General features: G+C 72.8%; 27 protein-coding genes. 9 read left to right on the top strand and 18 right to left on the bottom strand.

All coding sequences use genetic code 11. The annotated features are described in order from the left end of the window. Nucleotide 1 precedes the first annotated feature (1 nt). Nucleotides 2-781 (top strand): enoyl-CoA hydratase-related protein, encoded by a 780-nt coding sequence (locus AB0G01_RS32740; RefSeq protein ID WP_360953875.1) that lies wholly within the window; start codon nt 2-4, stop codon nt 779-781. Here AB0G01_RS32740 and AB0G01_RS32735 read toward each other — a convergent pair. Genes AB0G01_RS32735 through AB0G01_RS32715 form a run of 5 tightly spaced genes read right to left on the bottom strand, consistent with a single transcriptional unit; the run spans nt 768 to nt 3,140 of the window. Beyond that, the gene (locus AB0G01_RS32735; protein WP_360953872.1) at nt 768-1,322 is read right to left on the bottom strand and encodes a DNA-3-methyladenine glycosylase I; all 555 of its coding nucleotides are present in this window, start codon (nt 1,320-1,322) and stop codon (nt 768-770) included. The genes AB0G01_RS32740 and AB0G01_RS32735 overlap by 14 nt on opposite strands. After that, nucleotides 1,319-1,729: an SRPBCC family protein gene (locus AB0G01_RS32730; RefSeq protein ID WP_360953869.1), complete on the bottom strand. Its 411-nt coding sequence runs from the start codon at nt 1,727-1,729 to the stop codon at nt 1,319-1,321. The genes AB0G01_RS32735 and AB0G01_RS32730 overlap by 4 nt, the downstream gene beginning before the upstream one ends. Next, nucleotides 1,716-2,081, bottom strand: coding sequence for a DivIVA domain-containing protein (locus AB0G01_RS32725; RefSeq protein ID WP_360953866.1), 366 nt, complete (start codon nt 2,079-2,081; stop codon nt 1,716-1,718). The genes AB0G01_RS32730 and AB0G01_RS32725 overlap by 14 nt, the downstream gene beginning before the upstream one ends. A gap of 55 nt (nt 2,082-2,136) precedes the next feature. Continuing rightward, nucleotides 2,137-2,820 carry a permease prefix domain 1-containing protein gene (locus AB0G01_RS32720; protein WP_360953863.1) on the bottom strand — a complete coding sequence of 228 codons (684 nt, stop codon included), beginning with the start codon at nt 2,818-2,820 and terminating at the stop codon, nt 2,137-2,139. Next, nucleotides 2,802-3,140, bottom strand: coding sequence for a helix-turn-helix transcriptional regulator (locus AB0G01_RS32715; protein ID WP_360953860.1), 339 nt, complete (start codon nt 3,138-3,140; stop codon nt 2,802-2,804). Before AB0G01_RS32715 ends, AB0G01_RS32720 begins: the two co-directional genes overlap by 19 nt. A 90-nt stretch (nt 3,141-3,230) precedes the next feature. Between AB0G01_RS32715 and AB0G01_RS32710 the strand changes: the two genes are divergently transcribed. Genes AB0G01_RS32710 through AB0G01_RS32695 form a run of 4 tightly spaced genes read left to right on the top strand, consistent with a single transcriptional unit; the run spans nt 3,231 to nt 8,261 of the window. After that, nucleotides 3,231-4,391 (top strand): cytochrome ubiquinol oxidase subunit I, encoded by a 1,161-nt coding sequence (locus AB0G01_RS32710; RefSeq protein ID WP_360953857.1) that lies wholly within the window; start codon nt 3,231-3,233, stop codon nt 4,389-4,391. Nucleotides 4,392-4,412: 21 nt separating this feature from the next. After that, nucleotides 4,413-5,264 (top strand): cytochrome d ubiquinol oxidase subunit II, encoded by an 852-nt coding sequence (locus tag AB0G01_RS32705; RefSeq protein ID WP_360953854.1) that lies wholly within the window; start codon nt 4,413-4,415, stop codon nt 5,262-5,264. Further along, nucleotides 5,251-6,741: a thiol reductant ABC exporter subunit CydD gene (gene cydD / locus AB0G01_RS32700; protein WP_360953851.1), complete on the top strand. Its 1,491-nt coding sequence runs from the start codon at nt 5,251-5,253 to the stop codon at nt 6,739-6,741. The genes AB0G01_RS32705 and cydD overlap by 14 nt, the downstream gene beginning before the upstream one ends. Beyond that, nucleotides 6,738-8,261: an ATP-binding cassette domain-containing protein gene (locus AB0G01_RS32695; RefSeq protein ID WP_360953848.1), complete on the top strand. Its 1,524-nt coding sequence runs from the start codon at nt 6,738-6,740 to the stop codon at nt 8,259-8,261. The genes cydD and AB0G01_RS32695 overlap by 4 nt, the downstream gene beginning before the upstream one ends. Here AB0G01_RS32695 and folP read toward each other — a convergent pair. After that, a complete protein-coding gene (folP, locus tag AB0G01_RS32690) occupies nt 8,189-9,058 on the bottom strand; it encodes a dihydropteroate synthase (protein ID WP_360953845.1) in 870 nt (289 codons plus the stop codon). The two genes, AB0G01_RS32695 and folP, sit on opposite strands and share 73 nt — an antisense overlap. Nucleotides 9,059-9,158: 100 nt before the next feature. On the opposite strand from folP, the gene AB0G01_RS32685 reads away from it, so the two are divergent. Together AB0G01_RS32685 and AB0G01_RS32680 are read left to right on the top strand one after the other, a co-directional pair. After that, entirely contained in the window at nt 9,159-9,524 is a 366-nt protein-coding gene (locus AB0G01_RS32685) for a DUF3224 domain-containing protein (protein ID WP_360953842.1), read from the top strand. Beyond that, nucleotides 9,517-10,557, top strand: a complete 1,041-nt coding sequence (locus tag AB0G01_RS32680) for a crosslink repair DNA glycosylase YcaQ family protein (protein ID WP_360953839.1) — start codon at nt 9,517-9,519, stop codon at nt 10,555-10,557. The genes AB0G01_RS32685 and AB0G01_RS32680 overlap by 8 nt, the downstream gene beginning before the upstream one ends. Here AB0G01_RS32680 and AB0G01_RS32675 read toward each other — a convergent pair. From AB0G01_RS32675 to dapE, 3 genes are read right to left on the bottom strand one after another with little or no spacing between them, the layout of a single operon-like run. After that, the gene (locus AB0G01_RS32675; protein WP_360953836.1) at nt 10,550-10,822 is read right to left on the bottom strand and encodes an LOG family protein; all 273 of its coding nucleotides are present in this window, start codon (nt 10,820-10,822) and stop codon (nt 10,550-10,552) included. The genes AB0G01_RS32680 and AB0G01_RS32675 overlap by 8 nt on opposite strands. Beyond that, on the bottom strand, nt 10,819-11,589 hold the full coding sequence (locus AB0G01_RS32670) for a TIGR00730 family Rossman fold protein (protein ID WP_360953833.1): 771 nt from the start codon (nt 11,587-11,589) through the stop codon (nt 10,819-10,821). The genes AB0G01_RS32675 and AB0G01_RS32670 overlap by 4 nt, the downstream gene beginning before the upstream one ends. Before the next feature lie 22 nt (nt 11,590-11,611). Next, on the bottom strand, nt 11,612-12,679 hold the full coding sequence (gene dapE, locus AB0G01_RS32665) for a succinyl-diaminopimelate desuccinylase (protein ID WP_360953830.1): 1,068 nt from the start codon (nt 12,677-12,679) through the stop codon (nt 11,612-11,614). A 25-nt stretch (nt 12,680-12,704) separates the two neighbouring features. On the opposite strand from dapE, the gene dapD reads away from it, so the two are divergent. Continuing rightward, complete coding sequence (dapD, locus tag AB0G01_RS32660; protein ID WP_360953827.1) at nt 12,705-13,676, top strand: 2,3,4,5-tetrahydropyridine-2,6-dicarboxylate N-succinyltransferase; 972 nt, start codon at nt 12,705-12,707, stop codon at nt 13,674-13,676. 92 nt (nt 13,677-13,768) lie between these two features. Here the strand turns inward: dapD and dapC are convergent, their stop codons facing one another. Then, the gene (gene dapC, locus AB0G01_RS32655; RefSeq protein ID WP_360953824.1) at nt 13,769-14,851 is read right to left on the bottom strand and encodes a succinyldiaminopimelate transaminase; all 1,083 of its coding nucleotides are present in this window, start codon (nt 14,849-14,851) and stop codon (nt 13,769-13,771) included. After that, nucleotides 14,848-15,174: a ferredoxin gene (gene fdxA, locus AB0G01_RS32650; RefSeq protein WP_360953821.1), complete on the bottom strand. Its 327-nt coding sequence runs from the start codon at nt 15,172-15,174 to the stop codon at nt 14,848-14,850. The genes dapC and fdxA overlap by 4 nt, the downstream gene beginning before the upstream one ends. A gap of 147 nt (nt 15,175-15,321) precedes the next feature. Between fdxA and AB0G01_RS32645 the strand changes: the two genes are divergently transcribed. Beyond that, a complete protein-coding gene (locus AB0G01_RS32645; protein ID WP_360953818.1) occupies nt 15,322-16,050 on the top strand; it encodes a GNAT family N-acetyltransferase in 729 nt (242 codons plus the stop codon). Nucleotides 16,051-16,084: 34 nt separating this feature from the next. Here the strand turns inward: AB0G01_RS32645 and AB0G01_RS32640 are convergent, their stop codons facing one another. The 7 genes from AB0G01_RS32640 to AB0G01_RS32610 form a co-directional block, all read right to left on the bottom strand. Next, the gene (locus AB0G01_RS32640; protein WP_360953816.1) at nt 16,085-17,011 is read right to left on the bottom strand and encodes a hypothetical protein; all 927 of its coding nucleotides are present in this window, start codon (nt 17,009-17,011) and stop codon (nt 16,085-16,087) included. Then, entirely contained in the window at nt 16,995-17,384 is a 390-nt protein-coding gene (locus tag AB0G01_RS32635) for a hypothetical protein (RefSeq protein ID WP_360953813.1), read from the bottom strand. The genes AB0G01_RS32640 and AB0G01_RS32635 overlap by 17 nt, the downstream gene beginning before the upstream one ends. Beyond that, nucleotides 17,381-18,217 carry an N-acetyl-1-D-myo-inositol-2-amino-2-deoxy-alpha-D-glucopyranoside deacetylase gene (gene mshB, locus AB0G01_RS32630; protein ID WP_360953810.1) on the bottom strand — a complete coding sequence of 279 codons (837 nt, stop codon included), beginning with the start codon at nt 18,215-18,217 and terminating at the stop codon, nt 17,381-17,383. Before mshB ends, AB0G01_RS32635 begins: the two co-directional genes overlap by 4 nt. An 81-nt stretch (nt 18,218-18,298) precedes the next feature. Further along, nucleotides 18,299-19,351, bottom strand: coding sequence for a dipeptide ABC transporter ATP-binding protein (locus tag AB0G01_RS32625; RefSeq protein ID WP_360953807.1), 1,053 nt, complete (start codon nt 19,349-19,351; stop codon nt 18,299-18,301). Then, complete coding sequence (locus AB0G01_RS32620; protein ID WP_360953804.1) at nt 19,348-20,526, bottom strand: ABC transporter ATP-binding protein; 1,179 nt, start codon at nt 20,524-20,526, stop codon at nt 19,348-19,350. Before AB0G01_RS32620 ends, AB0G01_RS32625 begins: the two co-directional genes overlap by 4 nt. Further along, nucleotides 20,523-21,479 carry an ABC transporter permease gene (locus tag AB0G01_RS32615; RefSeq protein WP_360953801.1) on the bottom strand — a complete coding sequence of 319 codons (957 nt, stop codon included), beginning with the start codon at nt 21,477-21,479 and terminating at the stop codon, nt 20,523-20,525. The genes AB0G01_RS32620 and AB0G01_RS32615 overlap by 4 nt, the downstream gene beginning before the upstream one ends. Continuing rightward, nucleotides 21,472-22,470: an ABC transporter permease gene (locus AB0G01_RS32610; RefSeq protein WP_360953798.1), complete on the bottom strand. Its 999-nt coding sequence runs from the start codon at nt 22,468-22,470 to the stop codon at nt 21,472-21,474. The genes AB0G01_RS32615 and AB0G01_RS32610 overlap by 8 nt, the downstream gene beginning before the upstream one ends. Nucleotides 22,471-22,773: the final 303 nt, after the last annotated feature.

Here is a 22,773-nt window from a genome sequence, read left to right as displayed (position 1 = left end):
CGTGCCCGAACTGCTCATCGACGACGCGGACGGGGTCCGCACCCTCACCCTGAACCGCCCGGAGTCGTTCAACGCGTTCACCTCGGCGCTGAAGGAGCAGCTCCTGGCGGCGGTCGACGAGACCGCGCGGGACGACGCCGTGCGGGCGGTCGTGATCACCGGGGCGGGGCGGGCGTTCTGCGCGGGGCAGGACCTCAAGGAGCACATCGGGCTGCTGGAGGCGGGCGACCCCGCGCCGCTGCGCACCGTGGAGCAGCACTACAACCCGCTGGTCAAGGCGATCGTGGCGATGCCCAAGCCGGTGCTCGCGGCGGTGAACGGCACGGCGGCGGGCGCGGGCGCGTCCCTGGCCTACGCCTGCGACCTGCGGATCGCGGCGACGTCGGCGAAGTTCCTGATGGCGTTCGCCAACGTCGGGCTGACCGCGGACTCCGGCGCGTCCTGGACGCTGCCGAGGCTGATCGGGCACGGCCGGGCGATGGAGATGATGCTGCTGGCCCGGCCGGTCGGTGCCGAGGAGGCGTTGCGGATCGGCATGGTGACCCGGGTCGTGCCCGACGGCGAGGTGCTGGGCACCGCGCTGGAGCTGGCCCGCCGGCTCGCCGCCGGGCCGACCGTCGCCTACGCCAAGATCAAGGAGGCGATGGCGTTCTCCGGCGGGCTGGCGGCGGCGCTGGAGCTGGAGGCGCGCACGCAGGCCGAGGCCGGGGCGACCGCCGACCACCGGGAGGCCGTGGCGGCGTTCGTGGCGAAGCGCCCGGCGGAGTTCACCGGGCGCTGACCGCCGGGCGCGCCCGGAAGCAGGCCGCGATGTGGTCGTCGACCATGCCCGTGGCCTGCATCAACGCGTAGCAGGTGGTGGGGCCGAGGAAGACGAACCCGCGGCGCTTGAGCTCCTTGGCCATCGCCTGGGACTCCGGTGTGACGGCCGGCACGTCGTCGGCGGTCGCCGGGCGCTCGTGGTTCTCGGGCGCGAAGGACCACAGCAGCTCGTCCAGCGGCACGTCGAGCCCGCCGAGGGCGCGGGCGTTGCCGATCGTCGCGTTGATCTTGGCCCGGTTCCGGACGATGCCCGCGTCCGCCATCAGCCGGTCGACGTCGTCCTGGCCGTACTCGGCCACGACGGTCGGCACGAACCCGTCGAACGCCTTCCGGAAGTTCTCGCGCTTGCGCAGGATCGTGATCCACGAGAGGCCGGACTGGAAGGACTCCAGGCACATCCGCTCGAACAGGGCCACGTCGCCGTGCAGCTCGACGCCCCACTCGGTGTCGTGGTAGTCGCGGTAGTCCGGCGTGCTGTCGCCCCACGGGCAGCGGATCATCGGTGGTACTCCCGGGCGAACTCGGCGAACCGGCGCAGCGACCAGCGCACGCCGGGGGCGAACACCAGCCCCAGCAGGGCGGGGATGTCCTCGGACCAGACGAACTCGCTGCGCCCGCCGTGCGGCACGACGCGGAACTCCGCGGTGCCGCGCACGACCCGCCCGGTGTGCCGGACGACGCAGCGGCGCGGCGGGTCCCACTCGGTGACCCGCATGGTGTCGGTGAAGCCGACCGGCCCCAGGCCGGTGAACGCGGACAGCTCGGTGCCCGCGCTCCAGCCGTCGCCGGCGGTCACCCGGACCTCGGTGCCGAGCATCCACTCGCCCTGGCGGGCCCAGTCGGTCACCGCCGCCCAGGTCGTCTCCGCCGGGGCGTCGACCGGCACGGCCAGCTCAAGCCGGGTCACGGGCGGCTTCCAGCTCCGGGTCGCGGGCGGCGGCCGGCTCCGCGTCGCGGGCGGCGGGCTCGGCCCGGTCGCCCTCCAGCTCGTCGACGCGGGCCCGGAGGCGTTCCACCTCCGCCGCGAGGCGGTCCAGGGCCCAGTCGACCTCGGTCATCTTGTAGCCCCGGAAGACCTGCTGGAACCGGAGGCCGCGCACGTCGTCCGGGGCCACCGAGTCGGCGGGCAACCGGGTCGGCGACGCGCCGGGCGGCAGCGGGGCGAGTTCCTCGCCCCGGCCGAACACCAGCGAGGCCAGCAGGAACACCACGGCCGCCACGAGGACCATGACGACGAGGTAGATGAGCGCGGTGGTCACGGGACGATCGTGGCACACGCCGTGTGGGGTGGGCGCGCGGAACGGCGAACCGCCGTCAGCCGGCCGCGAAGACCAGGCACCGCCGGGCCAGCACGGCCAGCCGGGCCATGACGGCCAGCGACACCGCCGTGGCCGCCGCGACCGGCGGGGATGTCAACAGCCGGCCCAGGTCGACGTGGGCGGTGGCGACCGTGATCGCCAGGGTGGCGACCAGGTTGACGCCGATCGCGACCCCGGCCACCGCGCCGGCCAGCCGGGCGAGGGTCACCGCGCTGGTGCCGCGCCGGGCCAGCAGCCGGCCGACCGGCAGGGCGCACAGGGCCGCGCCGGCGACCACCCAGCCGGCGGAGTCGTTGGCCCTGGCGATCGCGAGGTACCAGGCGGGCGGCGGGCCGGCGTGGTCGAACGCGGACCAGGAGCCGATCCAGAAGCTCCGGTTGAGCTCCCACAGCACGTGGGCCAGCGGGAGGACCAGGATCACCGTCCACAGGGTGCGCACGCCGTGCGCGAGCGCGAGCAGGCCCTGGTAGTCCCGGGCGATCAGGGTGACCGGCCCGAACTCGGCCACCGCGCGGCGCTGGGCCTCCTCGGCGTCCAGGCCGCCGGCCGCGTGGGCCGCGGCGGCGTCGTCGAGGCTGTCCCGGGCTTCGGCGAGCAGGTCGTCCTTCACCTGCTCCGGGCCGCGCAACCGGCGGTCGAGGCTGGTCAGGTACTCGTCGATCACGCCTGCGCGGGCCACGGGCCACCTCCCAGCACGCCTTCGATCGCGGTGGTGAACTCGCGCCACGCGGTGCGCTCGGCGGCGAGCGCCCGGTGGCCCGCCTTGGTCAGCCGGTAGGTGCGCCGCCTGCGCCCGCCGACCGTGCTCCACTCACTGGCCACCAGCCCGGCGGTCTCCAGCCGGCGCAGCGCCGGGTAGACGGTGCCGGTGGGCAGGTCCAGCGCGCCGCCGCTGCGCAGTTGCAGCGCCTCGATGATCGCGTAGCCGTGGAGTTGCCCGCCGTCCAGCGTGGCCAGCAGCAGCCCGTCGAGGTGGCCGCGCAACGCGTCCGACTTCACAGGTAGGCACTCTACGGGTCGCGGGATCGGGGTGACATCGGGGAGATCCCCGATTCACAGGTAGCGCGGCTACGCATAATTTGGCTACCCATGGACGCTCTCGGTCTCGCCCGGCTCCAGTTCGCCGTCACCACGTCGTTCCACTTCCTGTTCGTGCTGCTGACGCTCGGACTGGTGACGCTGGTCGCGGTGACCCAGACCCGGGCCGCGCTGTCCGGCGACCCGGTGCACGCGCGGATGACGCGGTTCTGGGGTCGGATCTACGTGGTCAACTACGCGTTGGGCATCGCGACCGGGATCGTGGTGGAGTTCCAGTTCGGGCTGAACTGGTCCGGCCTGTCGCACTACGCGGGCGACGTGTTCGGCGCGCCGCTGGCGATCGAGACGCTGGTGGCGTTCTTCCTGGAATCCACCTTCCTCGGCCTGTGGATCTTCGGCTGGGACCGGCTCAACCGGTGGGTGCACCTGGCGCTGATCTGGCTGACCGCGCTCACCGCGTACGCGTCCGCGCTGTGGATCATGGTCGCGAACGCGTTCCTCCAGCACCCCGTCGGGCACGAGGAGCGCGACGGGGTGCTGCGCCTGGTGGACTTCTCGGCGCTGGTGGCCAACCCGCTGTTCACGACCGCGTTCGGGCACGTCGTGCTCGCCGCGCTGACCGTCGGCGGGGTGTTCGTCACCGGGGTCAGCGCGTACCACTTCGTCAAGCGCACCACCGAGGTCGACTTCTTCCGGCGGTCGCTGCGGCTGGGTGTGGTGGTCACCGCGCTGGCCACGCCCGCGCTGACCGGCCTGGGCTTCGCCCAGTTCCCGGTGCTCGCGCGGTTCCAGCCGACCAAGGTCGCCGACGCGGGCGCGGGCGCGGTCGGACTCGGGTTCATGGTCCAGATCGGGTTCCTGCTGACGCTGGTGAGCTGGGCGACCCTGCCGCTGCTGTTCCGCGACTGGGTCGTGAGGCTGCGGTTCCCGCTCTACCTGATGGTGATCGGCATCCCGCTGCCGTTCGTGGCGGCCGTCGGTGGGTGGGTGTTCCGGGAGATGGGGCGGCAACCGTGGCTGGTCTACGGGCTGCTGCGGACCGAGGACGCCGTGTCGGCCGTGAGCCGGGACGCGATGTTGTTCTCCTTCGTCGCGTTCACGGCCGTGTTCGTCGTGCTGGCGGTCGCCGACTGGGTGCTGATCGCGCGGCTGGTCCGACGCGGGCCGGTGGACGAACCCGTCCCGGTGTCCCCGCTCGTGCCGGCCCTCTGAGGACGGGGAGGGGAAGTCGTCGTGGAAGGCTTGTGGATCGTCCTGCTCGGGCTGCTGACGGCGGGGTACTTCGCGTTGGCGGGCTTCGACTACGGCGTCGGGCTGCTGTTCCGGTTCGTCGGCCGGGACGAGGCCGAACGGGCGCGGGTGCTGCGCGCGATGACGCCGTTCTTCCTGGGCAACGAGGTGTGGCTGGTCGCCGCCGTGGGCGTGCTGTTCGGCGCGTTCCCGCGCCTGGAGGGGGAGTTGCTGTCCGGCCACCACGGGGCGTTCGTCACGATCCTGGTCGGCCTGGTGCTGGTCACCTCGGCCGTGCAGTTGCGGGTGAGCCCGTGGTGGGACGTGCCCCTCGTCGGCGGCGCGCTGATCGTCCCGGTCGGCTGGGGCGTGCTGCTGGGCGATGTCCTGGGCGGTCCGGTGGTGCTGTGGGCGCTCGGCATCCCGGTGCTGTTCCTGTTGCACGGCGCGGTGTTCCTGGCTTGGCGCTTGCACGGGCCGCTGCGGGAACGGGCGGTGCGGACGGCACGGGCGTTGGTCTGGCCGGCGGCCGGGTTCGTGGTCGCGGCGGTGGCGTCCGGCGGATCGGTGCGGGTGCCGGCGTACGGCTGGGTGGGTGCGGCGGTCGCGCTGGCCCTGGTGGGCGGGGCCTGGACGGCCCTGCGCTCGGCGCGGTCCGGGCCGGCTTTCCTCTGCACCGCAGGGTTGTGCGTGGTGCCGGTGGTGGCCGTGTTCGGGGCGCGGGCCGTGGTGGACGTCGCGACGATGGCGCACACGCCGACGTTGCGGGCGTTGAGCTGGGTGGCGTTGGTGGTGCTGCCGCTGGTCGGGGTGTTCCAGTGGGCGACGTGGTGGATGTCCCGTGCGGCACGTTGAGCGGCGGTACGTCGTCCTGCTCTCGGTGCTGGGGGTGGTCACGGCCGTCCTGGTGCTGGCGCAGGCGGAACTGCTCGCGTCCGTGCTGAGCGGCGGGGCCGGGGCGGGGGCGCTGATCGGCGTGGTCGCGGTGCGGGCCGTCGTGGTGTGGGTCGGACGTGCTGCCACGCAACGGGAAGCCGCCTCGGTGAAGGCCGCGCTGCGCAAGCGCGTGCTGCGGGACGCGCCGGGGTCGACCGGCGAGGTGACCACGCTCGTGGTCAAGGGCCTGGACGCCGTCGAGCCCTACCTGGCGGGCTACCTGCCGCAGTTGGTGGTGTCGGTGACCGTCCCGGTGGCGGTGCTGGCGCGGTTGTCGTTCGCGGACTGGGGCGCGGCGGTGACCATCGCGCTGACGCTGCCGCTGGTGCCGGTGTTCGCGGCGCTGGTCGGGCTGCACACCCGGGACCGCACTCGCCGGCAGTGGGCGGCGCTGGCGGCGGTGGGCGGGCACTTCCTCGACGTCGTGCGGGGTTCGGGCACCCTGACCCTGTTCGGGCGGGCCGCCGCGCAGGCGCGGACCGTGCGGGCGGTGTCGCACGCGCACGCGTCCGAGACGATGCGGGCGCTGCGGGTCGCGTTCCTGTCGGCGTTGGTGCTCGAACTCGTCGCCACGCTGTCCGTGGCGCTGGTGGCGGTGCCGGTGGGCCTGCGGCTGCTGCACGGCGGCGTGACGCTGCACGTGGCGTTGCTGGTGCTGCTGCTCGCGCCCGAGGCGTACTTGCCGTTGCGGGCAGCCGGGTCCCGGTTCCACGCCGCTGCCGAAGGGCTCGCGGTCCTGGAGCAGACCTCCGCGATCACGCCCGGTGTGCGGGCGGTCCGGCGCAGGCCGCCGGACCTGCGGGTGGCGTCCGTGGTGTGCGAGGGGGTCGAGGTCCGCTACCCCGGGCGGGACGCGCCCGCGCTGACCGGCTTCGACCTGCGGATCGACCCCGGCGAGCGGATCGCGCTGGTCGGGCCCAGCGGCGGCGGCAAGAGCACCGTGCTGGCCGTGCTGCTGGGCGCGGTCGAGCCGGCTGCCGGGCGGGTCCTGGTGGACGGGGTGGACCTGCGCGAGTTCGACCGCGCCGAGTGGCTGCGGCAGCTCGCGTGGGTGCCGCAGCGGCCGACGCTGTTCCTCGGGACCGTCGGCGAGAACATCGCGCTGGGCGCGCCGGGCGCGGACGTGCGCGCGGCGGCGCGGGCCGTGGGTGTCGCGGACCTGCTGGACGCCCGGCACGAGCTGTCCTCGGGCGAACGCCAGCGCGTCGCGGTGGCCCGCGCCCTGGTCCGGGACTCGGCGCGGGTGCTGCTGCTGGACGAGCCGACCTCGCGGCTGGACAACCGGACCGAGGAAACCGTGCTGCGGGCGACCCGGGCGTGGGGCGGCGCGGCGGTAATCGTGGCGCACCGGCCGGTGCTGCTGGGCGAGGTCGACCGGGTGGTGGAGGTCCGATGAGGCGGGTGGTGCTCGCGGTGGTCGTCGGCGTGGCGGCGGAACTGGCCGGGATCGGTCTGGTGGTCACGGCGGTGTGGCTGGTGATGCGGGCCGCCGAGCAGCCGCCGATGTCGGCGTTGACGGTGGCGATCGTGGCCGTGCGCACGCTGGCCCTCGCCCGGGGCGGGCTGCGGTACGCGGAACGGCTCGCCGGGCACGGCGCGGTGCTGCGGGCGGTGGCCGAGTTGCGCGGCCGGGTCTACGACGCGCTGGTGCGCCGCCCGTTGGCCGGCGGTGACGCGCTGACCAGGCTCGTTTCCGACGTCGACGCGGTGCAGGACGCGGTGTTGCGGTGCCTGCTGCCAGCCTGCGTGGCGGCGCTGGTGGGTGTCGTCGTGGTGGTGGCGACGGGGTTCGCGTGGCCGTTGACCGCCGGGTTCCTCGTGGTCGGCCTGGTGGTGCCGCTGGTCGCCTACCTGGTGGCGGACCGCCACCTCCGCGCGCTCGCCCCGCTGCGCGCGGACCTGGCCGACCGCGCGGTGGTGCTGCGCGAGGGGGCGGCCGAGCTGACCGCCTTCGGTGCGGCGGAACGGGAACTGGCCAAGGCCGGCGACGTGGTGGACGAGTTGGCGGCCCGGGAGCGGCGGGGCTCGACCGGCGCGGCGGCACTGGCCGGGCTCGCCGTGGCCGTGCAGTTCGGGACGGCGCTGGTCCTCCTCGCGCACGGCGGACCCGCGTACGTCGTGCTGGGCGCGGTGGCCGCGCTGGAGGTCGCCGTCCCGCTGACCACCGCCGCGCAGCGCTGGGCCGAGGCGCGCGGGTCGCTGACCCGGCTCCGGGAGGTCCTGGCCGCCCGGCCGGAACCGCCGCGACCACCGCTGGTCGAGGTGACCGCGCGGCGCACGGGCGTGGTCGGGCCGAGCGGCGCGGGCAAGAGCACCCTGCTGCGCGCCCTCGCGGCGGCCCGCCCCGGCCGGGCCTCGGGCGCGCTCGCCGACGCGCACGTGTTCCACCGGACCGTGCGCGCGAACGTCCAGTTCGCGAACCCCGCAGCCGGGCAACCGGAGCTGGACCGGGTCGCCCGGATCGCCGACCTCGACGTCGACTGGGACACCGTCGTCGGCGAGCACGGCGCGGAGCTGTCCGGCGGCCAGCGCCAGCGCCTGCTGCTGGCCCGCGCGCTGCTCGCCGACCCGGAGATCCTGCTCCTGGACGAACCCGTCGAAGGGCTGTCGACGCGGCACGGCGACGAGGTCCTGGCGTCCGTGCTGGCCGCCGCGCGCGGTGCGGTCGTGCTGGTCACGCACCGCCTGGCACCGCTGGTGGACTTCGACGACATCGTCGTCGTCGAGGACGGCCGGGTCACCCGGCGCGGCACGCACGCCGAACTCGTCGCGGCCCCCGGCTACTACCGCGACCGGTGGACCGCCGAGCACCGCCCGGTCGGCGGCAGCCGGCCGGCGGCGGATCAGGCCAGCGCCCGCAGCACCTTCGCCGGCGGGCGGGTGCCCGCGATGCCGGCCACCATCTCCACCACCTGACGGGTCCGCCGGACCTCGTGCGCCCGGAACACCTTCGCGCCCTGCCAGGCCGCCACGGACGTCGCGGCCAGCGTCCCGTCGACCCGGTCGGTGAGGTCCGCGCCGAGCGTCTCACCGATGAAGTCCTTGTTGGACAGGGCCATCAGCACCGGCCACCCGGTCTCGACCAGCTCGCCCAGCCGGCGCAGCAGCTCCAGGCCGTGCCAGGTGTTCTTGCCGAAGTCGTGGGTCGGGTCGATCAGCACGCCGGCGCGCGGCACGCCCAGCGCGACCATCCGCTCCGCCCGTGCCACCAGTTCGGCGGCCACCGCCGCCACGACGTCCTCGTACCGGACCCGGTGCGGGTCGGTGCGCGGCGGCAGCCCGCCGGTGTGCGAGCACACGATGCCCACCCCGAACTCGGCCGCGACCTCGGCCAACCGGGGGTCCGCACCCGCCCAGGTGTCGTTGATCAGGTCCGCGCCGACCTCGCACACCGCGCGCCCCACCTCGTGCCGCCAGGTGTCGACGCTGATCACCAGGGACGGGTGGCGCTCGCGCACGGCGGCCACGAACGGCACCACCCGGCGGGCCTCCTCGACGGCGTCCACCACCTCACCCCGGGACCCGGCCTTCACCCCGCCGACGTCGACGATGTCCGCGCCCTCGGCCACCACCCGGTCGACGGCCGCCATGGCGGCCTCGTCGCTGAAGGTGGCCCCCTGGTCGTAGAAGGAATCCCGCGTCCGGTTGACGATCGCCATCACCAGAGCGCGATCTGGGGGCACGTCGCGCTCGCCGAACCGCATGGCGGCCATCGTGCCACGTCCTCCGCCGGGGTGGACCGCGTCGCAGCGCGGCCCTGCCCGCCGGCAAAGCTGACAGCAGCCGGCAGGTATCCGTGCCAGGCTCCACGGCATGGAATCGAAGTTCACCATCACCCGCTGGGACGAGACCGTCGTGGACGAGACCGAGCCCCGGCTCGGCCGCGTCCAGGTCGACAAGACCTACACGGGCGCTCTCGACGGCACGAGCACCGCCGAGCTGACCACCTGCCAGCCGGTCGAGGGCTCGGCCGGTTACGTGGCCGTCGAGAAGTTCCAGGGCGTGCTCGACGGCCGGGCGGGCACGTTCGTGTTCCAGCACGCCGCGACCGTCTCACCCGCCGGCCAGGCCTTCTACGGCGTGATCGTCCCCGGCTCGGGCACCGGCGAGCTCACCGGGCTCACCGGCACGGTGGAGGTGCGGCACGAGCTGATCACCCTGGAGTACGACCTTGGCTGACCGCGACCGGGTGCTCGCCTACCGGGTGGCGGCCCACCAGCTCGACCGGACCGCCGCCGGGCCCGCCGCGCTGCGGGTCTTCGACCTGGGCGTGCAGGACTCGGAGCGGTCCGCCCGGACCGCGCTCGCCGCCCGCCTGGACACCCCCGCCGACCTGTCGGACTTCGTGCTGACCTGGTCGGTGCGGGGTGCGCCGCACTGGCACCGGCCGGGCGCGCTGCCCGCGCTCGCGGACGCGCTGTGGCCGTTGACCGACGCCGACGCCGTCACCCGGATGAACCGCCCGCCGGTGACCGCCGGGCTCGCCGCGCTGCGGCAGGTCGTCGAAGCCCTCAAGGCCGTCGTGGACCGGCCGATGACCAAGGGCGAGGCGTCCGCCGAGCTCACCCCGCTGGTGCCGGTCGAGCTGACCGCGTGGTGCCGGGGCTGCGCGGCCACGCACGTGCTCGACCCGGTCTTCCGCCTCGCCGTGCTGCCCGCCGGCCTGCGGTTCGACCCGACCGCCCGCACGGTCACGTTCGTGCCCACCGGCGAGAGCCGGGTCCCCCGGCGCAACGCCGGCTTCGCCGACCTGGCCCGCGACTACCTGCGCCTGCACGGCCCGGCCGGCCCCCGCGAGGTCGCGGGCTACTTCGGCGCGCCGGTCGGCGAGGTCGAGGCGCGGTGGCCGGAGGACCTGGTGGCGGTCGAGCCCGGGGCGTGGCTGCCGGCGGACCGGGTGGCCGCGTTCGAGAACGCGGCGGAACCCGACCTGGTCCGGCTGCTGCCGCCGCTGGACCCGTACCTCAACGCCCGCGACCGCGAGCTGCTGGTGCCCGACGCGGCGCGGCGGAAGGACGTGTGGAAGGTCCTCGGCCGACCCGGCGCGATCCTGGTCGACGGCGAGATCGCCGGGACCTGGCGGGCCAGGACGGCCGGCCGGCGGCTCGACGTGGCGTTGGCACCGTTCGCGCCGCTGGACCTCGACCGCCTCCGGGCCGAGGCGGACCGCGTCGCCACCGCACGCGGCCTGGGCACCGCCCGGATCAGCTAGCGCACGCGTCCAGCGCCGCCCGCACGTCGCCGGTCACCACCCGCGCCGTCCACACCTCGAACAGCTCTTCGGCGGTGCCGATCCCGCCCGGGAGCGCCGGAAACGCGTCCCCGTGCGCCTCCATCAGCGCCTTGCGGTCGCGCATGGTGTCCACCCGCAGCAGGTCGTCCGCCGCCTCGGCGACCGCGCCCACCTCGGCCGCCGACGCCCGGTAGGACTCCGGCACCCCGCGCCGTGAGCCGCGGTAGACCGCGACAGCGGTCAATGCGCGCTCCCCCACGCCTGGTGCGCCTCCTGGACCACCCGCACGGCGTCGTCGATGTCGTCGGTCAGGTGCAGCAGCGACAGGTCCTTGTCGCCGACCTTGCCGCCGGTCATCACCGAGTCCCTCACCCAGTCGTACAGGCCCTGCCAGTAGTCCTTGCCGAACAGCACCACCGGGAACTTGGTGACCTTCTTGGTCTGCACCAGGGTCAGCGCCTCGAACAGCTCGTCGAGGGTGCCGAACCCGCCCGGCAGGCAGATGAACGCCTGCGAGTACTTGATGAACATGGTCTTGCGGACGAAGAAGTAGCGGAAGTTCACGCCGAGGTCGACCCAGGGGTTGAGGCCCTGCTCGAACGGCAGCTCGATGCCCAGCCCGACGGAGTACCCGCCCGCCTCGGAACACCCCCGGTTGACCGCCTCCATCGCGCCCGGACCGCCGCCGGTGATCACCGCGAACCCGGCCTCGGCCAGCGCGCCGCCGAGCTTGCGCCCCGTCTCGTACTCGGGGTGGTCGCGGCCGGTGCGGGCGGAGCCGAACACGGTCACCGCGCTGGGCACCTCGGCCAGCGCGCCGAAGCCCTCCACGAACTCGGCCTGGATCCGCAGCACCCGCCACGGGTCGGTGTGCACCCAGTCCGTCGGGCCGCGCGAGTCGAGCAGCCGCTGGTCGGTGGTGGTCAGCTCCGCACGGCGCTCGCGGCGCAGGACGACCGGTCCGCGCTGCTTCTCCCTGGGGTGCTCGTCGACGCCGTTCTGGTCACTCATTGGCGCGAGTCTATCCCCGGTGTCAGTCCTCGTTGAGGAAGCGGTGCAACACTTCCCGGCACTGTCGGATCTGGTTCACCGGGACGTTCTCCTGCCGGGTGTGGGCCAGCGTCGGATCGCCCGGACCGAAGTTCACCGCCGGCATCCCGAGCGCCGCGAACCGGGCCACGTCGGTCCAGCCGAGCTTGGCCACCGGCGTGCCGCCGGCGGCCCGCACCAGCTCCTGCGCGGCCTCCGCGCCCAGGCCCGGCAGCGCGCCCGGGGCGCGGTCCGTGACGGTCAGCTCGAAACCGGAGAACACCTCGCGGAGGTGCTGCTCGGCCTGCTCGGGCGTGCGGTCCGGCGCGAACCGGTGGTTGACCGAGAGCACGCACGAGTCCGGCACCACGTTCCCGGCGACCCCGCCCGCGATCTTCACCGCCTGCAAGCCCTCCCGGTACACGCAGCCGTCGATGTCCACGGTCCGCGGCGAGTACGCCTCCAGCCGCCGCAGCGCCTCCCCCACGGCGTGGATCGCGTTGACCCCCATCCAGCCGCGCGCGGTGTGCGCCCGCACGCCCGAGGCCCGCAGCTCGACCCGCATGGTGCCCTGGCAGCCCGCCTCGACGGCGGCGTTGGACGGCTCGCACACGATCGCCAGGTCGGCGTCCAGCCAGGAGCGCAACTCCCGCTCGATCCGCTCCAGCCCGTTGCGGGAGGCCTCGACCTCCTCGCAGTCGTAGAACACGAAGGTCAGGTCGTGCCGGGGCCGCGCGACGGTCGCGGCGAGGTTGAGCATCACCGCGTCGCCGCCCTTCATGTCGCACGTGCCGAGCCCGTGCAGGACACCGTCCGCCAGGCGGGAGGGCAGGTTGTCGTTCACCGGCACGGTGTCCAGGTGCCCGGCCAGGATCACCCGCTTGGCCAGACCGAGGTTGGTGCGCGCCAGCACCGAGTTCCCCGACCGGACCACCTCCAGGGCGGTCTGCTCGCGCAACGAGCGCTCCACCAGCGCGGCGAGCTCGGCTTCCTCGCCGGAGACGCTGGGCACGTCCACCAGCGCGGCGGTCAGCTCGACGGGATCGGCAGCGAGGTGCAAGGTGTCGGCCACGCGCGGCACGTTACCGTTCCCTCCCGTGAGCACCGCAAACCCCACCGGCGCGTACGGCGTCGGCCTCGCCACCGTCACCTCCACCGGCGTCGTGCTGGACACCTGGTTCCCGTCACCGGAGCTGGGCGCGGCGGACCCGGGCACGGTCCGCCTGTCCGCCACCGAGGTCGCCGCCGCACTGGGCGAAGCCGCCGCCAAGCAGCTCGGCACCGACGACGACCGCGACGTCGAGGTGATCGGCGTCCGGGTGGGCATCGCCGAGCTGACCGACGCGCCCGCGGACACCTACGACGTCTTCCTGCGCCTGCACCTGCTGTCGACGCGGCTGGTCCGCCCGCACGGCCAGAACCTCGACGGGCTGTTCGGCCTGCTGAACAACGTCGTGTGGACCAACTTCGGCCCGTGCGCCGTGGACCGCTTCGAGGAGACCCGCCTCAAGCTGCGCGCACGGGGCGCGGTGACCGTCTACGGCGTGGACAAGTTCCCGCGCATGGTGGACTACGTGGTGCCGTCGGGCGTCCGCATCGCCGACGCCGACCGCGTGCGCCTGGGCGCGCACCTGGCGTCCGGCACGACGGTCATGCACGAGGGTTTCGTGAACTTCAACGCGGGCACGCTCGGCGCGTCCATGGTCGAGGGCCGCATCTCGGCGGGCGTGCTCGTGGGCGACGGCTCGGACATCGGCGGCGGCGCGTCCGTGATGGGCACCCTGTCCGGCGGCGGCAAGCAGGTCATTTCCATCGGTGAGCGCTGCCTGATCGGCGCGAACGGCGGCGTGGGCATCTCGCTGGGCGACGACACCGTGGTGGAGGCGGGCCTCTACATCACGGCGGGCACCAAGATCACCGCCGAGGACGGCACGGTGGTGAAGGCGGCGTCCCTGTCGGGCGTGCCGAACCTGCTGTTCATCCGCGACTCGACCACCGGTGTGATCAAGGTCAAGCCCCGCAAGGGCACCGGCGTGGAGCTCAACGCGGCCCTGCACTCGAACGACTAGCGCGTGTCATCCCCGTATGGCCTGCTCGCAGGCCGTACGGGGAGCGTCGCTTTGCGGCACCGGCCGCACGTACCCGCCGACGCGCGAACGCCTCAGGCCAGCCGCTCGACCGCAGCCGCGACCCGTTCGTCCGACGCCGTCAGCGCGACCCGGACGTGCCGATCACCGGCAGGCCCGTAGAACGTGCCCGGAGCCGCCAGGATGCCGCGCTCGGCGAGCCAGCCCACGGTGTCCCAGGCGTCCTCGTCCCGCGTGGACCACAGGTACAGGCCGGCCTCCGAGTGGTCCACCGCGAACCCGGCCGCCCGCAACGCCGGCAGCAGCAGTTCCCGCCGACGCCCGTACCGGGCCCGCTGCGCCGCCACGTGCGCGTCGTCACCCAACGCCACCGTGATCGCCGCCTGCACGGGCCGGGGCACGATCATCCCGGCGTGCTTGCGCACCTCCAGCAGCGTCGCCACCAGGCTCGGGTCGCCGGTGACGAACCCGGCCCGGTAGCCGGCGAGGCTGGACGACTTGGACAGCGAGTGGACCGCCAGCAGCCCGTCGAGCGACCCGCCGTGCACGGACTCGCGCAGCACCGAGACCGGTGCCGAGTCCCACGGCAGGGCCAGGTAGCACTCGTCCGACGCGACCACCGCGCCGACCGCGCGGGCGTCCGCCACGGCCTGCGCCAACGCGGCGGGCGACTGCACCCGCCCGGTCGGGTTCGACGGTGAGTTCAACCACAGCAGCTTCGTGCCGGCCGGCGGCGGTTCCCCGTCCGCGAGGCGCACCACGGTCGCGCCGGCCAGCCGTGCGCCGACCTCGTAGGTCGGGTAGGCCAGCGCCGGGATGGCCACCACGTCACCCGGACCGAGTCCGAGCAGGGTGGGCAGCCAGGCGACGAACTCCTTCGAACCGATGGTCGGCAGCACGGCCCGGGGGTCGAGCCCGGTCACGCCGTGCCGGCGGGCCAGCGCCGCCACCACGGCCTCGCGGAGGTCCGGCGTGCCGTGCGTGGTCGGGTAGCCCGGTTCGGCCGCGACCGAGGACAGGGCGGCCTGGACGACCTCCGGCACCGGGTCGACCGGCGTGCCGACGGACAGGTCGACCACGCCACCGGGGTGCGTGCGCGCCTTGGCGGCGTGGTCGGCCAGGAGGTCCCAGGGGAAGTCCGGGAGCCGCTGCGTCACTCGTGCGACGCCTGCGGCGGGAGAGCCTTCACGAAGTCCGGGTCCGCGCTGACCTTGCCCACCTTGGACGCGCCACCGGGGGAGCCGAGCTCGTTGAAGAAGTCCACATTCGCCTTCGTGTACTCCTTCCACTCGTCCGGGACGTCGTCCTCGTAGTAGATGGCTTCGACAGGGCACACCGGCTCACAAGCACCGCAGTCGACGCACTCATCCGGGTGGATGTAGAGCATCCGGTCGCCTTCGTAGATGCAGTCGACGGGGCACTCTTCGATGCAGGCCTTGTCGAGCACGTCCACGCACGGCTGGGCGATCACATAGGTCACTGCTGCTCTCCTGCTCTTGTTCTGGTCCACACCGCGCAAGCCGGAGAGTACGCGGCGAGTCCGATTGTCCACCGGTCAGGCTTGCCTTATCCGCACCGTGCTCCACCTCACAGGACACCCTCCGGCAGCGCGGAGGACGATGCGCGGGTGGATCGGGTCGTCGAGGTGGAGCAGCGCTGCGCCGACGCCTGGCCGGCCCTGCGGGACGTGCCGCTCGGCGAGTGGCGGTTGCGCGCCGCCGGCGGCTTCACCGGGCGCGCGAACAGCGCGCTGACCACCGGTTCCCCGGGTTGTCCGGTGCCCTGGGCGTTGCGGCTGGTCCGCGCTTTCGCGGCCCGGAACGCCATCGCGCCGACCGCCCACGTGGTCGTCGGCTCGCGTTCGGAGGAGGCGGTGTCGGCCGCCGGGTGGCGGGTCGACGCGGCCCACCCGGGCGGTGCCGAGTCGCTGGTCCTGACCGGCAGACCGGAATCCTTCGCCTCCCCGAAGGGCGACGGGGTGGGCGTTTCAGCGGTGCCGACGTCCGCATGGTGGGAACTCACGGCCCAGGACAACCCGACACCCGCCCAGCGGCATGTACTGGGTAGCGGGTTCATCGTCGGGTTCGGGTCGGTGGTGCGCGGCGGGCGGGTCGTGGCGGCGGTGCGCGGTGCGGTGGTGGGCGATCTGCTGCACATCGCACGGCTGGTCGTGCGGCCGGAGGTGCGTCGGGGAGGGGTGGCGCGTGCGCTGATGGGCGGGCTGGCGTCGTGGGGCGTGGCGAACGGGGCGACGCGCTGCGCGCTCCAGGTCGCCGAGCACAACACGGCGGCGCTCACGCTGTACGCGTCCCTGGGCTGCACCGAACACCACCGCTACCGGTACTGGATTCCGTGAGGGGCGATCCCCCCGAGGGCACCAGCCGCGCCGACTAGACCGGCGGCTCCGGGTCGGGCCGTGTGCCGGGGTCAGGCCGCGAGTCGGCGCTGGTCTGCGGGTCGGTGCCGGTCTGCGGGTCGGCGCTGGTCCGGGCGTCGGCCGAAGCCGGTCCACCAGCCTCGGCCAGGGCATCAGCCGCGCCGGGCGGGGGTTGGGCCGCGAACCACTCGTACGCCGCCGACCGCACCCGCCGCAGCGCCGACCGTTCCCCCAGGTAGTCCCCCACCACCCCGACCAGCGGCAACATCCCCAGGGCCTGGTGGTAGAACCGCCCCTGGGGCCGCTTGTCCAGCTCGCCCTCCAGGCTCCACAGCACCCTGGCGAGCTTCCACACCGTCCGCCCGATGGCCCGGAACGTGGACCGCTGCCCCAACTCCGAGGTCAGCTCCTCCGTAGCCCGGTCCTCCGCGTGCATCTCCTCCGCGTGCGACTTGTCCGTGCGCGTCTTGTCCGTGCGCGCTCCTACCGGCCGCCCGTCCACGTCGCGCTGGAACAGCACCCGGGCCAGCAGCCGCACCCGGTCCTCGGTGGAGGTGAAGCCGTGCTCCCCCGCCATCGCCGACAGCAGCAGCCCCTGGCCGGCGGTACCCAGCGTCGACTGGATCGGCAGCCGGTCGGCCAGCGCCCCGCCCACCCCGGGCAGCGCCGCGAGCAGCGACAGCAGCCGCCCCACCCGGTTCAGCCACCACGAGTCGCGCTGTTCGACGGTCATCCCGGCCCACGCCGCCGTGCCCGGCACCTTCACCTTCGCCACCTGGTCCCACAGCCGCTCGACCACCTGCCGGTCCACGCCGACTTCCGCCGACCGGTCCCGCAGCCCGAGCAGGTTGGCTTCCCGCAACGCGTCCAACAGCGGTCCGGTCGCCCGCACGAACGGGCGCAGCGCCCGCACCACGTCCCGATCAGTGATCGCCGGCACGGGTCCGCCTCCCCAGGAACGCCCCGAGCGCCACCGCCCCCGGCAGCGCGCCGCTCGCGAACAGCACCAACGTCCGCCAATCGTTCACCAGCACCACGTCCCCACCCGGACCGAACAAGCCGAAGAGCAGCAGTGTCCCGAACCAGACCAGCAACGGCGCGGCGGCGGACAGCGCCCGGTCCGCGTACCGGGACGCCAGGACCACCAGCAGCGGCGTCGTCACGATCGCCAGCAGCACCGTGACCGGGAACTGGTAGTCGGAGACCCGGGGCAGCACCGTGCCGTCGAAGCGCAGCGGCAGGAAGAACAGCTCCACCACCGCCAGCACGAACGCCTCGACCATCAGCACCCCGATCGCCAACCGCTCCCTCAATCGAGCCCTCCGAACAGGTCGGTCCGGGCCCCGTCCGCCGAGCCCCGCGCGAGCACGTAGTACTCGGCCCGCACGACGGGTTGCGCGATGCCGTTGGACAGGGCGTAGGCGGCCCGCGCGCCGTCCTGCCACACGCCGACCTGCGTCGAGTGCGCCCGCAGCGCCCGCAGCTTCGCGACCAGGTGCTCGGACACGTCGACCACGGTGGTGATCTCGTCGTCGTCGGTGACCGGCAGCTCACCGGGCTCGGGCAGCCGCCAGGGCAGGTCGTCCCACGTCGCCAGCTCCGCCGCGCCCGCCTCCGTCGCCGACCGCGACGTCACGGCGTGGAAGACCCGGTCCACGTCGCCGGCCGCCGCCGTGGTGATCTCGTGCGCCCGGACGTGGTCCGGGTGGCCGTACCCCCCGAACGCGTCGTAGGTGACGACGACCTGCGGCTTCACCGACGCGATGATGGCCGACAGCGCGGCGGCCTGCTCGTCGAGCGAACCCCGGGTGAAGGCGCGGGGGTGGTCGTTCGCGGGTACGCCGGCCATGCCGGAGTCCCGCCAGCGGCCGATGCCGCCGAGGAACCGGTGGTCGGTCACGCCCAGGGCGGCGCACGCGGACCTGAGCTCGGCGACCCGGTAGCCGCCCAACTGGTCCGCCGCGCCGGCGGCCAGTTCGCCCAGTGCGGGCGGGATGATCTCGCCCTCCTCGCCGAGGGTGCAGGTGACCACGGTGACGTGCACGCCGCTCGCCGCGTACCGGGCGATGGTGCCGCCGGTCCACAGGCTCTCGTCGTCGGGGTGTGCGTGTACCAGCAGCAGCCGTGGTGGAGCAGTCAGCGTCACCGGATCAGCGTAGAGACCTGGTCCGACAACGACATCGGGGCCACCGCCAAAGGCGGTGACCCCGACGACGGCCACGGTGGATCAGCCCACCACGGAGCGGACCTCGGCGAAGTGGCACGCGGACAGCGTGCCCAGGCCGTCGCCCCGCGCCTCCAGCTTCGGCTCCTCGACGGCGCAGATGTCCTGCGCCTTCCAGCAGCGGGTGCGGAAGCGGCAGCCCGAGGGCGGGTTCACCGGCGACGGCACGTCACCGGTGAGCACGATCCGCTGGCGGCGGCGCTCCAGCTTGGGGTCCGGCACCGGCACCGCGGACAGCAGGGCCTGCGTGTACGGGTGCATCGGCCGGGCGTAGATGTCCTCGCGCTCACCGAGTTCGATGATCTTGCCGAGGTACATCACGGCCACCCGGTCGGAGATGTGCCGGACCACGGACAGGTCGTGCGCCACGAACAGGTAGGCCAGGCCCAGCCGCTCCTGGAGCTCTTCGAGCAGGTTGACCACGCCGGCCTGCACGGACACGTCCAGCGCGGACACCGGCTCGTCGAGCACGATGAGCTTCGGGTTCAGCGCCAGCGCGCGGGCGATGCCGATGCGCTGCCGCTGGCCGCCGGAGAACTCGTGCGCGTACCGGTTGCGGTGCTCGGGGTTGAGGCCCACGAGCTCCATCAGCTCGTTCACCCGGTGCTGGACGTTCTGGCCGCGCTCCGTGCCGTGGATCTTGAACGGCTCGGAGATCAGCTCGTTGATCTGCCAGCGCGGGTTGAGCGACGCGTACGGGTCCTGGAACACGATCTGCATGTCCCGGCGCACGTTGCGCAGGCTCCGACCGCCGAGCTTGGTCAGCTCCTGGCCCTCGAACTTGACCGAGCCGGAGGTCGGCTTGTGGAGCTGGAGGATCGCGCGACCGGTCGTGGACTTGCCGCAACCGGACTCGCCGACCAGGCCGAGCGTCTCGCCGGCCCGCAGCTCGAACGACAGGCCGGACACCGCCTGCACCTGGCCCACCGTGCGCGGGATGATGCCGCCGCCGCGCACCGGGAAGGACTTGACCAGGTCCTTGACCGCCAGCAGCGGCACGCCGCCGTCCCCGGCCGGTGCACCGCCGGCCCGCGGGTTCGTTTCCGTGGTGGTCATGAGGTCCGGTTCTCCCCTTCGTGCAACCGCGCCTCCACGACGCCGAGGTCCTCGGCGACGGGGATGTCCGGGTTGGCCATGGTGAGCGACGCGGGGTTCTCCACCACGCCGATCTCCTCGGTCGCGAACAGCCGCTGCGGGTACTCGATGGTGGCGAGGTGCGCGGACCGGTGGCAGCGCGCGAAGTGCCCGCGCCGGTCGGTCTCCAACAGCAGCGGCTCGGACTCGCGGCACTCGTCCACCGCGAGCGGGCACCGGGGCGAGAACGAGCACCCCTTCGGCAGGTTCATCAGCGAGGGCGGCGCGCCCTTGATCGGGGTGAGCCGCTTGCCGAGCAGTTGCGGGTTCGGGATCGACCCGAGCAGGCCGACGGTGTAGGGCATCCGCTGGGCTTCGAAGACCTCGTCCACGCCGCCCTGCTCGACGACCGTGCCGCCGTACATGACCTGGACGCGGTCGACCATGCCCGCCACGACGCCGAGGTCGTGGGTGATGATCATGATGCCCGCGCTCGTCTCGTCCCGGATGCGCAGCAGCGTGTCCAGGATCTGCGCCTGCACGGTCACGTCCAGCGCCGTGGTCGGCTCGTCCGCGATGATCACGTCCGGGTCGTTGATGATCGCCATGGCGATCATCGCGCGCTGCCGCATGCCGCCGGAGAACTCGTGCGGGTACTGCGCCGCACGGCGGTCCGGCTGCGGGATGCCGACCAGTTCGAGCGATTCGACCGCCTTGGCGAACGCGGCCTTCTTCGACACGTTGTGGTGCGCCAGGTAGGCCTCGGCGAGCTGCCACCCCACCGTGTACACGGGGTTCAGCGACGTCATCGGGTCCTGGAAGATCATCGAGATGCCGTTGCCGCGCACCGGCTGCATCTGCTTGTAGCTCAGGCCGACCAGCTCGCGGCCCTTGAACCGGATCGAGCCGCCGATCTGCGCGGTCTTGGGCAGCAGGCCCATGATCGCCATCGACGACACGGACTTGCCGGAGCCGGACTCGCCGACGATGCCCAGCACCTCGCCCGCGCCGAGGGAGAACGACACGTCGCGCACCGCGTGCACCACGCCGTCGTCGGTGGGGAAGTCCACCGACAGGCCCTCGACCTTGATGAGCTTGTCGCCGCCGCCGCGCTCGGTGGCGGACTCGGGCTCGTTCATGACATCAACCCCACTCATGCCTTCACCCTCTTCTGGCGCGGGTCGAAGGCGTCCCGCAGACCGTCGCCGATGAAGTTGACCGACAGCGAGATCAGCACGATGAACACGAACGTGGCGAGGAACAGCCACGGGTGCAACGTCAGCTCGTTCTTGTTCTGGCTGATCATCAGGCCGAGCGAGGTGTCCGGCGACTGGACGCCGAGGCCGATGAACGACAGCGCGGCCTCCAGCAGCACCGCCTGGGCGATGGCCAGCGTCGCGTTGACGATGATCACGTCGACCGTGTTGGGCAGGATGTGCCGGAAGACGATCCGGAACGTGGACGCGCCCAGTGCGCGGGCGGCCTCCACGAACTCCTTCTCGCGCAGCGAGAGCACCATGCCGCGGATGACGCGGGCGATCGACAGCCACCCGATGAGGCCCAGGTAGAGGGCGACGATCATCCAGTTGGACGAGCCGCCGTTGCCGGCCACGGAGACCACGAAGCTGTTGCGGACCAGCACGGCCGCGATGACCAGGCTGGGGATGACCAGCAGCAGGTCGATGAACCGGCTGATGACCGCGTCGACCCAGCCCTTGAGGTAGCCGGACAGCGCGCCGAGCACGACGCCGATCACGGTCGACAGCACGGCGACCACGAGGGCGATCTGCAAGGAGAACTGGGTGCCGCGGATGAGCTGGGCGACCATGTCGCCACCGAGCCGGTCGGTGCCGAACGGGTGGTCGAGGCTGGGCGGCAGGTACCGGCGGAAGCTCAGGTCGGTGTAGGAGTACTTCCAGATCGCGCTGCCGAGGAACGCGAACAGCGCCAGGATGACGAACAGCACCAGCCCGAACACCGCGGCCTTGTGCCGCAGGAACCGGCGCAGGATGACCGTGGACTGCTTGCGGGCGGCCGTGTTGTCGAACTGGCTCGCCTCGCCCGAGGTGGGCGCGGGTGCCTGCGCCACGGGGGAACCGATCTCAGTCAAGGCGGATCCTCGGGTCCAGGACCGCGTACATGATGTCCGCGATCAGGTTGAACACGATGATGAACACGGCGGTCACCATCATGAATCCGAGCACCTGGTAGGGCTCGATCTTCGTGATGGCCTCGATCAGGAACTTGCCCATTCCCGACCAGCCGAAGACCGTTTCGGTGATCACCGCGCCGCCGAACTGGGCACCGATGTTGAGCGAGGACACCGTGACGATCGGGATCAGCGCGTTGCGGAAGGCGTGGCGGAAGATGGCGCGGCTCTCGGAGACGCCCTTCGCCTGTGCGGTGCGCACGTAGTCGGCGTTCAGGGTGTCCAGCATCGAGGCTCGCTGGAAACGGCTGTACAACGCGAACTGGATGGCGACCAGGCAGATCGTCGGGAGGATGAACGCGCCGGTGTACTGGTAGATCTGCTCACCGATGTTGCCCTTGAACCCGTCGCCGGGTGGACCCGCCATGGTGAGCCACCGGCCCGCGCCGATGTTCTCCAACCAGTCGTTGAACTTGATACCACCCGCCTTGATGATGAGCGCCACGCAGAACAACGGCATGGAGAACATCGCGAAGGCTATGCCGGTCGCTGTGTAGTCGAATATCGAATACTGTCTGACCGCGCCGATGACACCGACGGCCATACCCAGCACCAACGCGACGATCTCGGCGATCAAGATCAGCCGGAGGGTGATGCCGAAGGCCGTGATCAGCTCTTCCTTGACCGGCTTGCCCGCGTTGCCGGGCACGACCGACTCGCCCCAGTCGCCGGTCACGAAGTCGCCCGCCCAGTTGACGTAGCGCTCGAAGAACGGCTTGTTGTAGCCGGTCCGATCGTAGGCGGCGGAGATCTCGGCCGCGGTCCGCGGCTTCTGGAGCTTCCACTCGCCCAGGGGGTCGCCCATGGCGTTGACGAGTCCGAAGCACAGGAATGAAGCGACGATCAACAGCGGAATCGAGATCAACAACCGCCGGATTATGTAACGGAACATGACAAGTCTCTAGTCTCCCCTAGGCACCCCCGCCGTCAAGCGGGCCAGCCTACCCGACGCGGACACCGTCCGGGGGGCCGGTGCTTGTGGCACCGGCCCCCCGGTCGGATCAATCAGTTTGGCGTCGCGAGCTGGTGGCAGCTCGACTTACTTCTTGATCTGCCAGGCGTACAGGTTCCAGGTCACGCCACCACCGACACCGATGTACGAGATCGGGGAGATGTCGGCCGTGCTGGCCGCGAAGTCGGTGAGCTGGAACAGCGGGACGCTGTGCAGGTCGTTGCGCATCTCCTTGTCGATGTC

The organism is Actinosynnema sp. NPDC023587 (genome assembly GCF_040640215.1).
Lineage (GTDB): Bacteria > Actinomycetota > Actinomycetes > Mycobacteriales > Pseudonocardiaceae > Actinosynnema.
This window is presented reverse-complemented; position numbering and strand designations above follow the sequence as displayed.